The sequence below is a fragment of the Mucilaginibacter sp. CAU 1740 genome (genome assembly GCF_039839285.1).
Lineage (GTDB): Bacteria > Bacteroidota > Bacteroidia > Sphingobacteriales > Sphingobacteriaceae > Mucilaginibacter.
Window position 1 is genome coordinate 136297 of the sequence record NZ_JBDOQS010000013.1, and the last position, 13376, is coordinate 149672.

General features: G+C 43.4%; 13 protein-coding genes. 5 read left to right on the forward strand and 8 right to left on the reverse strand.

Annotated elements, in window-relative coordinates:
- Window positions 1-17: 17 nt before the first annotated feature.
- Window positions 18-1199, reverse strand: coding sequence for a formimidoylglutamase (locus tag AAFN85_RS24590; RefSeq protein ID WP_347530416.1), 1182 nt, complete (start codon window positions 1197-1199; stop codon window positions 18-20).
- A 235-nt stretch (window positions 1200-1434) separates the two neighbouring features.
- On the opposite strand from AAFN85_RS24590, the gene AAFN85_RS24595 reads away from it, so the two are divergent.
- The gene (locus AAFN85_RS24595) at window positions 1435-2400 is read left to right on the forward strand and encodes an NAD-dependent epimerase/dehydratase family protein (RefSeq protein ID WP_347530417.1); all 966 of its coding nucleotides are present in this window, start codon (window positions 1435-1437) and stop codon (window positions 2398-2400) included.
- An 11-nt stretch (window positions 2401-2411) separates the two neighbouring features.
- Here AAFN85_RS24595 and AAFN85_RS24600 read toward each other — a convergent pair whose 3' ends face one another.
- Window positions 2412-2705 carry a HigA family addiction module antitoxin gene (locus tag AAFN85_RS24600; RefSeq protein WP_347530419.1) on the reverse strand — a complete coding sequence of 98 codons (294 nt, stop codon included), beginning with the start codon at window positions 2703-2705 and terminating at the stop codon, window positions 2412-2414.
- A gap of 29 nt (window positions 2706-2734) precedes the next feature.
- Complete coding sequence (locus AAFN85_RS24605; RefSeq protein WP_347530420.1) at window positions 2735-3049, reverse strand: type II toxin-antitoxin system RelE/ParE family toxin; 315 nt, start codon at window positions 3047-3049, stop codon at window positions 2735-2737.
- A gap of 180 nt (window positions 3050-3229) precedes the next feature.
- On the opposite strand from AAFN85_RS24605, the gene AAFN85_RS24610 reads away from it, so the two are divergent.
- Entirely contained in the window at window positions 3230-4519 is a 1290-nt protein-coding gene (locus AAFN85_RS24610; protein WP_347530421.1) for an HAD-IB family phosphatase, read from the forward strand.
- A gap of 202 nt (window positions 4520-4721) precedes the next feature.
- Here the strand turns inward: AAFN85_RS24610 and AAFN85_RS24615 are convergent, their stop codons facing one another.
- Window positions 4722-5195 (reverse strand): universal stress protein, encoded by a 474-nt coding sequence (locus AAFN85_RS24615; protein ID WP_347530423.1) that lies wholly within the window; start codon window positions 5193-5195, stop codon window positions 4722-4724.
- A gap of 79 nt (window positions 5196-5274) precedes the next feature.
- On the opposite strand from AAFN85_RS24615, the gene AAFN85_RS24620 reads away from it, so the two are divergent.
- Together AAFN85_RS24620 and AAFN85_RS24625 are read left to right on the forward strand one after the other, a co-directional pair.
- Window positions 5275-6228, forward strand: coding sequence for a tryptophan 2,3-dioxygenase family protein (locus AAFN85_RS24620; protein ID WP_347530424.1), 954 nt, complete (start codon window positions 5275-5277; stop codon window positions 6226-6228).
- A gap of 259 nt (window positions 6229-6487) precedes the next feature.
- The gene (locus tag AAFN85_RS24625) at window positions 6488-7558 is read left to right on the forward strand and encodes a branched-chain amino acid aminotransferase (protein WP_347530426.1); all 1071 of its coding nucleotides are present in this window, start codon (window positions 6488-6490) and stop codon (window positions 7556-7558) included.
- Between the two features lie 292 nt (window positions 7559-7850).
- Here the strand turns inward: AAFN85_RS24625 and AAFN85_RS24630 are convergent, their stop codons facing one another.
- Together AAFN85_RS24630 and AAFN85_RS24635 are read right to left on the reverse strand one after the other, a co-directional pair.
- The gene (locus AAFN85_RS24630) at window positions 7851-8399 is read right to left on the reverse strand and encodes a histidine phosphatase family protein (protein WP_347530428.1); all 549 of its coding nucleotides are present in this window, start codon (window positions 8397-8399) and stop codon (window positions 7851-7853) included.
- 16 nt (window positions 8400-8415) lie between these two features.
- Window positions 8416-8697, reverse strand: coding sequence for an ATP-dependent Clp protease adaptor ClpS (locus tag AAFN85_RS24635; RefSeq protein ID WP_119411005.1), 282 nt, complete (start codon window positions 8695-8697; stop codon window positions 8416-8418).
- A 100-nt stretch (window positions 8698-8797) separates the two neighbouring features.
- On the opposite strand from AAFN85_RS24635, the gene AAFN85_RS24640 reads away from it, so the two are divergent.
- Window positions 8798-9661 carry a hypothetical protein gene (locus AAFN85_RS24640; protein WP_347530429.1) on the forward strand — a complete coding sequence of 288 codons (864 nt, stop codon included), beginning with the start codon at window positions 8798-8800 and terminating at the stop codon, window positions 9659-9661.
- A 259-nt stretch (window positions 9662-9920) separates the two neighbouring features.
- On the opposite strand, the gene AAFN85_RS24645 is transcribed toward AAFN85_RS24640, so the two are convergent.
- Window positions 9921-12635: a TonB-dependent receptor gene (locus AAFN85_RS24645; protein WP_347530430.1), complete on the reverse strand. Its 2715-nt coding sequence runs from the start codon at window positions 12633-12635 to the stop codon at window positions 9921-9923.
- A gap of 163 nt (window positions 12636-12798) precedes the next feature.
- On the reverse strand, window positions 12799-13335 hold the full coding sequence (gene dcd / locus AAFN85_RS24650; protein ID WP_347530431.1) for a dCTP deaminase: 537 nt from the start codon (window positions 13333-13335) through the stop codon (window positions 12799-12801).
- Window positions 13336-13376 lie beyond the last annotated feature (41 nt).

Consider the following 13376-nt stretch of genomic DNA (forward strand, 5'->3'; position numbering starts at 1 on the left):
GGTAAAAGTATTGATTATCAGTTTAATTTTTGATAGGTGCGCCACCAAAGGTCGGGCAGTTCGCCGGATGTGGCTGTTTTATAGTCGGCATAACTGCAGGGTACAAGATGAAAACGCTCGTTTGGTGAACCTGCCGAAGGGTAGGGTACCTGCATCCACCAGCGGTCGGATTTTTTGCTTTTTACAAATACAACTTCCTGGTCTTCGTGGGTAAGACTGGTTTTATAAATCAAGTATTGAGATTTTGGATTGAGCGGAAAATCGCGCTTGCGGTTATAAAAACCATCAATAAAATACCAGATCATTTGCGATAGCTGCCAGGCTGTTTGCCCATTACTATCGTAAGCCGGGTTAAACTCGTAAAAACCTATCGACGTAAGCTTGTCATTAAAACCGGCATAACGGCAAAGCTGACAAGCCTCCTCGCCATAAAAGCCGTTAGGCGTAGCGTTGGCATTGCCCATAGCATCAGCCGAGCGGATAGCGCCGATATCAAAACTGATCATGCTGGCATTACGGATGAGCGGTTCGGTAGCCGCGATATTGCTGCTTAGTTCGCCAAGGCGGTGTACATCAAAATAAAGCTTATCCATCACCCGTAAACTGTCCTGACTTGCAAAATAAGTTTGATAACCCAGATTGCTGAAGTTGAACAGGTAATTAGGATCGTGCAGGAATATTTTATTGAGATAAGAGTTGGACGTGGTTTCTATACTGCCGCCACGGTCGTCCTCATCAAGATCGAAGTGCGAATCGATCACCACGAGGTCTACTTTTTGTTCCAGTTCTTCGTAGCCCATATATTGAGCATAGGTAATATCCTGCCCTCCGCCTAAAATAACCGGGATGATATCTTTTTTAATCAATTCGCTTACTACCGTTTTTACCGCGAAATATGTGTCGGTGACTTTTTCGCCTGCGCGGATATTACCCAGATCGGCTATTTTAACATTGTAGGCACCTTCGTTTAGCTGATATAGTTTTTCGCGAATATAATCCGGGCCGAGCGAGCAGCCGGGGTTGCCAATAGCGTTCCTGTCATCCAAAACACCGATAATGGCGATATCGGTTTTCTCTTCCAGGTCAGGGAAATCCACAGAATAATGCACAATTTTATCACCAAGCTGGCTGGTGTAATAGCCTTTTTTAGGGGCTATCTTTTTAAGATCAATCGGCGTAAAAAAATCAGCTAACGACATAATTTTTGATGTGCAAATATGCAGATATGCAAATGTGCAGATTATTTTTTGATGTGCAGATGTGCAAATTTCAAATGTGCAGATGTATGAATAGGATAAATTATGCGGATTGAAATCTAATGAAAGTCAAGAAAATTGCTTGTAACCCACTGTATGGTAAAAGCATTGTATTAATCTTTACATCTAAAATTTAAAATCTGCACATTTGCACATCTGAAATTTGCACATCTCTACAATGATCTTAATTACGGGCGCTACCGGTTTTCTTGGGGCCGAACTGGCAAAACTTCTGGTAACTACGGGCAACAGCGTTCGTTGTACTAAGCGGGCATCTTCTGTTATTCCGGCGTTGCTCATTCCTTTTGCAGAGAATATTGAGTGGGTAGATGCCGATATGATGGATGTTTTCGCGCTGGAGGATGCGCTTGAAGGTGTTACGCAGGTTTACCATTGCGCGGCCTGGGTATCGTTAAAACAGGCCGATAAAAAGCAGATGATCAACACCAATGTAACCGGTACAGCCAATTTGGTTAACCTGTGCGTTGAACGCGGCATCAGGATGGTTCACGTAAGTTCGATAGCGGCCATAGGCGCTGCCAAACCCGGCGAGCTGATCACCGAAAATCATCACCTGGAGCAATCTACCGAAAATGATGGCTACGCCATTTCCAAACTGGAAAGTGAAATGGAGGTTTGGCGCGGTATCGCTGAGGGATTGAATGCGGTTATTGTAAATCCATCTTTAATTATAGGTGCCAGCGCAGGCACGGAAGGCAGTGGTGCGTTATTTAAAACTGTGCGTAATGGGCTTAAATTTTACACCTCCGGGGGGATCGGTTTTGTTGATGTAGAGGATGTGGCCAAAAGCATGGTAGGCTTAATGAATAGCGATATCAAGGCCCAGCGATATATTATCAGCGCCGAAAATCGCGATTACAAAGGTATGGTAACCGAAATTGCCAATGGCTTTGGGGTAAAGCCGCCATCAACGTTTGCCAAGCCATGGGTTATGGAAGTAGCTTGGCGTGGGGCTGCTGCTGTTGCTGCTATTACAGGCGGCGTACCGGCTATTGATAAAGTATCGGCAAAAACGGCATCATTAACCCGTGAGTTTGATAACTCGAAGATTAAAAAGGCTATCGGGATTGAATTTAAGCCGATAAGCAAAACGATAGCGGAGATTTGTACGGCGTTGAAATAGAAATGATTTATTTATGCTGAAAGCTCTTCAGCCTTAGCGATAAATAGATCATATTCCATTTGTAATCCTAACCAGTAATGAGAACTGATGCCTAAAAACTTTTCAAGCCTTACGGCAAGTTTGGCCGAAATATTTCTTTTACCCGCGAAAATCTCACTTAAGTGATGCGGTAAGATATGCAAAGCGCTTGCAACGTCTTTTTTAAGAATTGAGCGTTCTTCAATTTCCTCCTGCAAAAATTCACCGGGATGAAATGCTTCTATTTCAATCTCGTTACCATTATGATCTAATACCTGATTATTCATAATAAGTATGCTGGGCTCCTGGCCCCAATTTATGAGTAGTGGTTGTTGACTTCTTCAATATACATGATCTCCAACCTGCTGATCTCGTTGTTTTCAATTCGAAATATTAAACGGTAAGATATATTCAATCGTATTGAATACTTTCCTTCATATTTCTTTCCTTTTAGTTTTTCGAAGTGAAGGCTTTTGATCGTACGTAAATCAGCGGTGTTTTTTGCCTGCCTGATTTGGTACAATCGTTTTCTGAAAGCTTTAATCACTTCGTCCGGAAAAGGCGATTTTCCGGTTACTTTATTGTAATTGGCCACTTCACCCAGAAAGTGATCTTCAATTATTACTTCCATTACTAAGGAGTTTTAAATTTCGAATTTTTGTTGCTCATGTCCGTTCTTTCCGTGGTTCTTGTGATTGCTTTAGACAAATATAATGACAGAAACTTAAATTACCAAAAAAAGGTTATTTTAAATTTAAACTACAAACTCCCTATACTTCATCAGCAAATTTTTTGCACCTTTGCACCCAAGATGGAGCAGTACTTTATTATTGATTTCGATAGCACCTTTACACAGGTGGAGGCCCTCGACGAACTGGCCCGTATCTCTCTCAAAAATCGCCCCGACCGCGAAGATATCTACAAGCAAATTGAAGATCTGACCAACGCCTCGATGGAAGGCAAGCTGTCGTTTACTGAAAGTTTGGAAAAAAGGGTGAAGCTACTCAACGCTAACCGCGATCACTTAAAGCAACTTATCAGCCATCTTAAAAAGAAGGTTTCTACCTCTTTTTCGCGTAACACCATCTTCTTTAAAAATCACCAGGATGAGGTTTTGATCGTATCCGGCGGCTTTAAAGAGTTCATTACCCCGGTAGTTACCGAGTACCATATCAAAAAAGAAAACATCTACGCCAACACTTTCGTGTTCGACGAAGAAGGTAATATTATAGGTTACGACCGTGAAAATCCGCTCTCACAGGAAGGTGGTAAAGTAAAACTTTTAAAAGAGCTACAATTGCCAGGCGATATATATGGGATAGGCGACGGATATTCTGATTTCCAGCTAAAGGAATCGGGCATGATCAAAAAGTTCTTCGCCTTTACCGAAAATATCGAACGTAAATCGGTTGCCGAAAAAGCCGATCACGTTACCCCGAGTTTCGATGAGTTCCTGTACCTAAATAAGCTTCCCCGCGCCATCTCATACCCTAAAAACCGGATTAAATGTTTGGTTGTAGGTAATGTTGATGATGAGGCTGTAGGCTTATTAAAAAAAGAAGGCTACAACATCCGCCACCGCGAGGCTATTGAAGAAAGCTACCTGGAAGAAGCGGGTGTGTTATTCTGTGATGAAGAACATCAACCAAGTGCCGAACAGGTTCAAAACGCAGGCCGTTTAAAAGTGATCGGCGTATTTGGCCGTTGCAACCGCAAACTGGCCGATGGCGCTACTGATAGTGGTATCATTATATTCGATGACCCTAAGCACAATCCGCACAATACCGATTTTATCCCAAAAAGGGTAATGGCCTTTATGAACGAGGGTAAAACGCATACCAGCTGTAATTTTCCAGATCTGCAGCCGCCTCGTGTTAACAATGCACACCGTTTAATTCACATCCACAAAAACGTACCGGGGATTTTGGCTAAGATCAACGATGTATTTGCCCGTCATAACATTAATATTGTTGGTGAGTTTTTGGTTACTAACCCGCAAATTGGTTATGTAATTACCGATGTGAATACTGGTTATGATACTGAAGTGTTGAACGAGTTAAAGGCCATTGAGCATACCATTAAGTTTAGGTTGCTTTACTAAGAAACTGTAAGCCTTTACTAAAAAACACATCATTGCGAGGTATGAAGCAATCGCACATAGGCAGGTCCACCCTGTATAGTTCGCGATTGCTTCGTACCTCGCAATGACGTTTCTGGATATACCCTCATTCATTTATAAAATGAGCACCGGGTTTTGAACCATTTACAAAACTTTAACAGTATGGCTCAAAACCCTGTACCCATTATTTTTTAAACGGAACCACCAACACCGGCACCTCCGAGTTTTTGATCACATCATCGGCAACGTTGCCTAAAAACCACCTGTCGATACCTGTACGTTGATGGGTTCCCATTACAATTAAGTCTGCATTAAAATTTACGGCACATTCAATAATGCCATCGGCAGTTAAGCCGTATTCTGTAAATTTTGATACTGCAAGTCCGCCGCCAAAGGCTAAACGGGCGCGTTCCAGGATTATGTTCGATCGTTCGGTTTGGATATTTTCCAACTCTATAGATTCGGGTAGGCCAACAGATGCGTCGAAAGGCACGCCGGTGAGCGTATCAGTAGTATCAGCAACCGGGGCCAAAGGTTCAACAATGTGTACAAGCCCAACCTCGGCACTATAGATTTGCGCTATGTCGAAACCGTATTCGGCAGCGTGTTGTGAAAATTCGCTCTCATCAATGCAGATGAGTACTTTCCTGATCTTCATGTTATCAAAAGGTTTGTATAAATATAACAACCATTTGCCGATATGTTTTCGAGGCTCACTATTTTATTACCTTTGTTACATGCATTTTTCCGCCGAAATAGACGATCGACTGACCCGTCTGCAAGAAAAGTACGAAGCCATGGGCCAGGATATGAACTCCTACCTGGATGGCCTCCTTTATGCCGATTTTTTAACTTATTGGGATTATATTCACCTGGATACCCTGCTTAGCCTGCAAAGCCCTAAAACGCCTTTTCCGGATGAGGAAATCTTCATCATCTATCATCAGATCACCGAGCTGTATTTTAAACTGGCCCTGCACGAGTGTAAGCAAATTGCCGAAGCTGAGCACCTAACCGTTGAGTTTTTTACGGCGAGGTTGAAAAGGATCAATCGCTATTTCGGCGCATTAACCCACTCGTTCGAAATTATGGTTGATGGTATGGAGAAGGAACAGTTCCTGAAATTTAGAATGTCTTTGCTACCAGCCAGTGGGTTTCAATCTGGCCAATACCGAATGATAGAGATCTACGCTACCGATTTTATTAATCTGGTAGCTAAGGACAAACGCGATGAGTTAAAGAATGCCTCAGTTGAGGAACAGTTCGAGTACCTGTACTGGAAATTTGGCGCCACTGAATTATCTACCGGTAAAAAAACACTTACACTAAAGCAGTTTGAGAAAAAGTATTCAAAAACTTTTATTGAATTAGGTAAATCAGCAGCTACCAATAACTTTAACAGTTTGGCTAAACGTTTTGAAACCGAAGGGCAGCTAACCCCAGAATTAAAAACCGAGTTAAGGCAGCTGGATATCAACGTAAATGTGAACTGGCCGCTGTCGCACTATAAATCGGCAGTACGTTACCTTAACCGCGAGCCGGAAGATATCAAAGCTACGGGCGGAACCAACTGGCAAAAATACCTACCTCCCCGTTTTCAGAAAAGGATTTTTTATCCTTGGGTTTGGACGGATGAGGAAAAGGACAACTGGGGTAAGGCATGGGTTGATGATGTGCTGAGCGGGATGTAAGTAAAATTACACTGACTGGGTGGCCCGTCACCCTGAGCTTGTCGAAGGGTCGCGCGCAGAGGCCTACCCACCATGCTTCGACAAGCTCAGCATGACATCCGTTTTAAACTACTGAGGGACGGCGGCAAAACCACCGCAATAATATTGTCAAAATGATGTTTTTATGTGTGGTAATCACCAATTGCAAGCATAATTTTTTGGCGTAGGGCATAAAAATGCCTACCTTGCCATTTTCTATAATTTATTAATTTTTAACGCCATGACCGAGACATTGGACATCAAGATCAGCAGGACGACTGCTTCCCGTTTGGAGCAAACGGATTTCGACAACTTACCTTTTGGAAAAACTTTTTCTGACCACATGTTTGTGGCCGATTATGCAAATGGTGAATGGACAAATCTCTCGGTCATTCCCTACGGCGAAATTGGTCTCAGCCCAGCTATTTCTGCACTTCATTACGGACAAGCATTTTTTGAAGGCCTGAAAGCCTACAAACATGCCGACGGAAAAATTACTGTTTTCCGCCCGGACAAAAACGCTATCCGTTTCAATAAATCGGCCGAGAGGCTTTGCATGCCTACTTTGCCCGAAGAAATTTTCCTGCAAAGTATCGCTACTTTGGTTGACTTGGACCGTGATTGGGTGCCTTCGCAGCCAAACCATGCGTTATACATCCGTCCGTTTATGTTCGCGACAGATCCTTACTTGGGTGTAACACCGTCATCAACTTACAAATACATGGTTTTGGTTGGTCCGGTTGGTCCGTATTTTTCAAAACCATTGCGTGTTAAAATCGAAACACACTATACCCGCGCTGCCGAAGGTGGTATGGGCTACGCCAAAGCTGCCGGTAACTACGGAAGCTCGATGTTGCCAGCCCGCAAAGCTGCCGAAGAAGGTTTCGATCAGCTGATCTGGACTGATGCCAAAGAGCACAAGTTTATTGAAGAAATGGGCGCCGCTAACGCGATGTTCCTGTTAGATGGTAAACTGATTACTGCCGAAGCAAAAGATACCATATTAGATGGTGTAACCCGCGATACGGTTATCGCTTTAGCTAAAGAATGGGGCATCCCGGTAGAAGAACGCAAAATTTCTGTAGCCGAGATCATCGAAGGTGCTAAAAACGGCAAGCTGACTGATGCTTTCGGTGCAGGCACTGCCGCTACCATCGCCCCTGTAGCTTCTATTAGCTTTGAAGGCGAAGAGTACTTCCTGAGCGATCCGCAAACACGTGAGTTCTCTAAAAAAGTATTTGATACGCTTGATGCTATTAAATATGGTTTAGCTCCTGATACCCGTGGCTGGAATTATTTGGTTAGCGAATAATTTCACTCAACACATAAACGCAAAACGCCCTGGATTTTCCGGGGCGTTTTGCGTTTATATATAAAGCCTTTTACTACCGCGGGTTTAGCGATAGCGTAACCCGTGGTAGTAAAAGGTTAAGTCTCTGACTTAACCCCAACAAACCAACATACCATCCGCCAGGGACTTAACAATAATTTATCCAATTTGGTGTTGCTTAAGTCAGAGACTTAAGTAGTTTTGCACCACGGGTTACGCTATCGCTAAACCCGCGGCAGATTAATAGAAAGTCGTGTGTTTGTTATTTTATTGATTAAAAACTACACCCAACTCCCGGCGTAATCCCTTCCTTATCTTGCGTTAAAGTAGGCTTGCCCTTTTTAAAGGTAACCACCCAAATGCTATCAAAATCGTTAGCCGGCCAGTCAAGGTCTTTTACTTTTAAACCTAATGCTTTTAATAAAGGTTTGATCTGGTTGTGTTCCCAAACAATAAGGATAGTGCCTTTTTTCGAGGTCAGATCGGCAGCTATGCCTGCGTCATCCTCTTCTTCAAACTTGCTGTTGATAGTTAGGTTGTATTTTACGGCTAAAGGAGAAACGGTTTGGAACATGCGCCCCCGTGGTGTTGATTTACCGAGGTGTAATGCTGGCACATAAATGTAATCGGGCAAACCAAATTTGGCTTTGATAACTTCCGGAAGTTTAAGCGATCGGTTAAAGCCTGCGCACGAAAGGTTATCGCCAACATCAGGCTTTTCGGCATGACGGATAAATACGAGCTTAAGGTTTTTCCCCTGTCCGCAGGCGGTGAGGCTTATCCAACCTACCATCATTAAAAGTAAAAACGATCTTTTTATCATGGCAGTGGTTATTGGATTATTCTACAGAAACGGTCAAGCCTTCCTGTTGCAAAATTTTGCGGTAAATTTCCATTTCGGTGAACGAACCTTCCAGCACGGCGCATTTGCCCTCGTTGTGTACCTTCCATGCAATTTTTTCAGCTTGTGGTTCGGAGTAATCAAGATATTTCATCATACAATGAATTACATGATCAAAAGTGTTAAAATCATCGTTCCAGAGTATTAAACGATGCATCTCTTTAAGTCCTGCAAGTAACTCTTCGAGCGTAAATGTTTCTTCCTGTATCTCGGTTGGCATACGTAACTACAAATTTACTCAAAAACAATAATAAAAGTGTTAAAATCGTGTTCCATGGTCTTAAAAATCATGTTACACATAAAACCCTAATTCATTTCACATGAAAAAAGCACTTCCCGGCTTTGCGTTGGCCTTGATTGCACAATTGCTTGTAGCTAATCAATTATCGGCCCAAAACAATAAAAATAATTTGCAGGCCCCTCCGGCAAATATCAATATTGATGGCAACATCAAAGAGTGGGGAGATAGCCTCAGGTATTATAACGACGAAAAGAAGTTAAATTATGCCCTCGCCAATGATAAAGATTACCTGTACGCGGCCATCCGCGTAACCGAACGCTTCGACCAGATGAAGGTGCTGCGCGCCGGCATCACGCTAACCATCGATCCTAAAGGGAAAAAGAAGGATGCTTTTATGATCACCTTCCCGTTATCGGCACCCGATGAAAAACAGGATTTTCCCAAACCAAACGCCGATAACACCGAACTAACTCAGGCCGACCGCGACGAACTGATGCGCGAAAGGCTGACCAAACTACGCTATATTAAAATAGTGGGTTTTAAAGATATTGATGGCGATATGATCACCACATCAAACACCTATGGCATTAAAACGGCTATTAATTATGATGCCGATGGAAGTTTAATTTATGAAGCAGCTATCCCTTTAAGTTTTTTCCATGCCGGTAACGATGCTTTTAAAACCGAGTGGGCTTTCAATTTTAAAATAAATGGCTTTCAACGGCCTTCAGGAGGCGGCGGAGAGGGAGATGCCGGTGGCTTTGGCGGCGGCGGTGGTCGTGGCGGTAGAGGCGGCGGCGGCGGAATGGGCGGCGGTCGCGGAGGCAGAGGTGGTGGTCGTGGTGGAATGGGCGGCGGTGCTGGCCGCGGCCAAATGGGCGGCAGCGGAGAAATGGCGAAGGCGATCGATTTTTGGGAGAAGTTTTATTTGGCGAATAATTGATAAAGACGTCATTGCGAGGTACGAAGCAATCCCCTATTAGCAGGTTTACCCTGTATAGTTCGCGATTGCTTCGTACGCCGCTGTCCGAAGTCTCTGACTTCGGACGTTTATGCCTGGAGTTTGCAACTCCAGAGTAATACAGAAAATGAAATGTTTCATACCTATGCCTGGAGTTACAAACTCCAGGCATAGGTGATTCGAAGTCAGAGACTTCGAATAGCGGATAATGACGTTTTTGTAGTATATGCTTTTTAAAACCCTACTCCACCTTATACCTATAAACCTGCCTGCCCAAATTACCATCCGCATCAATCCCCTCAACAATTACCCTATAAGTTCCCCTGCCATCAGCGTTAAAAAAGCTCATGGAAGTATTGCCATCTTTATCCGTTAACAAACCTGGTGCCCAATAAATTGTTGAGCGCAGATCTTGCATGGCTGCGTTGGTTTTAGGATCATCATATTTAGGCGCATAAAACTCGCGGGCGCGGTAATAACCTTTTGGCGCATAGGTTATAATGCCCGGTGCATATTTGTTATAAGCAGTGTCGCCGCCACCGCGTTTGGTGGTAATTACCAATACACCGCCGCTTCCTCTCGATCCATAAATAGCAGTATTCCCAATGGTGCGCAGTACTTCAACAGTGGCCACATCACTTGGGGTAATGTTATCCAAAAAGTCCGATTCAACATATGTTCCATCTACAACAATTTGCATTGGAGTACCCTGGCTGCGGGTTGAATAGGGAACGCCATTTTTAAATATCACAAAGTTTAACCGGCCTTGTAATACCTGCGAAAGCATTCCGCCACCGTACATTAAATCTTTACTGGTGAGGGTTTGGTCGGCATTGCCGCCACCGTTAAGGTTAGCCGAGTTTTTGAATTGATTTTCACGTTTCTCCTTGATCACTACCTCCTTTAGCACAATAGTGTGGTTGCCTATTCCATATTTTACCTGCTCGTCAAAAACTCTTTTGCTGTTGATGATATAAGCCGACGCGCCATCATTAATGTTGGTTTGGATATCGGGCCAGTTTTTGTTGTGGCTTACCGGTTGCTGGGTTACATTATCGAGGGTGATATCCAGATTTCTGCGATCTTTAACCGTACGCGCCTGAACAATAAATTTCAAACTATCCCTAAAAACAAGGTCTTTAAAAGTGAACTTGCCCTCGGCATCGGCAACGGTATCCAAAACAAACATACCACCAGCGGTCGAGATCAGCGTTACTTTACCATTTGGCACAGGCTTGCCACCAAAAGTTTTCAGGTGACCGGTTACCTCCAACGATTTTTCGGCCCTGAAAACTATTGGGGTAAATTTACCGGCAAGTAACTGTTTCCATTCAAAACGGCGGTAGCCTTGCGTAAGCATCAGTATATCCAGGTTAGCCTTGGTTTCGGCGCTTACGTTGGTGAAGTAATAATTGGGCTTTTCGATATAGCCTTTCAAATCGGAAGTTAACAGCAAGGTTGAAAATATCGAACTTTCATTAGCCTCATCTGTGATCACTTTGGTTTCATCAATAACCGATGCCGAAAAACTGCCTATTATAGGTTTGTCGTCGCTGTTTTTAGCATTTAAGTTGATGGTTACCTTTTCGCGCGGTTTGTAGGTTTGTTTATCTGACGATACGGCCAGTTTTAGTTGGTCGGGATTTTGGATAAACACCAGCCGCTCGTTCAATGGTTCGCCTGTGGCCGAGAACAGTGTGAACTGGATTATCCCCGAAGGAAATTTTTCTTTAGGGATAGCCGCCGAAAACGCTGTGGCGTCGTCTTTACTTTTCCCAGCGTAACACAACTCGCCTCCAGATTGCGCTATTACAGTTAAGCCCGACAGTGAAGCTGAGCCTGCATTTTTACCCGGGGTTATGGTAACAAATACTTTATCATCACGATAATTATTAATGCTAAGGATGTAGCCGCTATCTGTTGCTTTTGGCAGATCGATAACTCCCTCCGAGCCATCGGGATAGGTGATATGCGCTTTATAAGTTTTACCGCTTTCCGGCTCAAAGTTCAAAGTACCCATCCCAAAATGGGTCTCGCTTAGGGTTGTGATCTGGGTATTTTGGTCGTCAGTTATGTAGCCTTTAATGTTTACTCCCAAGCCATCAGAGCCAACAGCTTTGAATGCTACTTTGGAGAATACGCCATTAAGCAAAGCCCCGCTTTCCGGAAAAAACTGAACATCTACTTTGTTTGATAATGCCTTTATGGGGAGTGATTTGGTTACCGTATGCTTATCATCAATTTTAACATCGGTATTAATATGCCCCGATGTTATTGCTACTGTTGCATTAGTGGTGAATGTAGCCGTAAGGTTTCCTTTATCATCAGTAATGCCTTTTCCACGGCTAACCGATTTGCCATTTATCTCTACCTCGTAGCTTACGGGCTTGTTTACGTAGGGGATGCCATTTAAATCAGTATAGGTGATAAACGCGTCGGCTTTTTGTTTGCCGTTTGCGGTGCTATAGTTGTAAGTGGTTTTGGTGAAAACCTTATTGCTGATACCGTTTACAACCGCTATGGTTTTATCAAAAAAATAGGCGTCGCCTTCGTTGCGCATCCAGTTGGTGTAGGCACGGATACGATAATTGCCTTCGGTCATGCTATCGGCCAGGGCAAAATCGCCGGCTGTGAGGCCCGCGGTTAACGGTAGTTTGAGACTGCGTTTTACCGAATCGTTTTCGTCAATCAGGTCAACGTTAAGGATATCGCTATAAGCCGAAAGGCGGTGTTCGCTGCCAACGGTTACATAGGCTTTAAACCAGATATCATCGCCAATGGCATAGTTGGGTTTATCAAGTTGCAGATACACTTTTTCCTGCGGATGATCAGCCCGCCACTTTTCAAGCTGGGCCATGATCCTGGTGATCAGTTCATCTTCGGGCTTTATAAAAGCAAGGGTTGCACCAATGGTGATAATAAGTAATAAGCCGGTTGATAGGCGTTTAAAGTTCATAATGGTAAATATGAACCAATATACGCAAAAATATATTCAGCGTTTTATAACAAGTGTGATACTATGTCTGAATCAGAATTTACAGAATTAAAGAATTATCAGAATAGTTTATTCCTTTTATTCTGCACATTCTCAAATTCTGTAAATTCTGATTCAGAATTATTTACCACTTATTCTTCCACATCATACTTTCAACCGGGCGGGTAGTAGGGTTATTATATTTGGCGTTGGCCTTAGTATTGTATAGCGTTTCAATATCACCTTCAACTACAAAATAAATAAGCTGACCAATAGGCATACCCGGATAGATGCGTACAGGTTGGGCGCATGAAATTTCAAGCGTCCAGGTGTTGCAGAAACCCACATCGCCTTTACCGGCCGTAGCATGGATATCAATGCCCAGCCTGCCTGTACTTGATTTGCCTTCCAAAAAAGGTACGTGGCGGTGAGTTTCGGTGTACTCCATAGTTACACCAAGATATAGCGTGTTTGGTTGCAATACAAAGCCGTCCTTCGGGATCTCAAAGCCATCAATCTCGTTATGAACTTTGGCATCAAGTACCCGGTTGCGGTAGGTGGCCAGGTATTTGCCTAAATGCACATCGTACGAGTTGGTGCCAAGGTATTCGCGGTTAAAAGGTTCGATAATAATATGGCCGAGGTCGATTTCTTCGAGGATGCGCTTATCTGATAATATCATAGGTTGCTGTTGCTGGGCGACAAAATTATGAAAATTAAGCC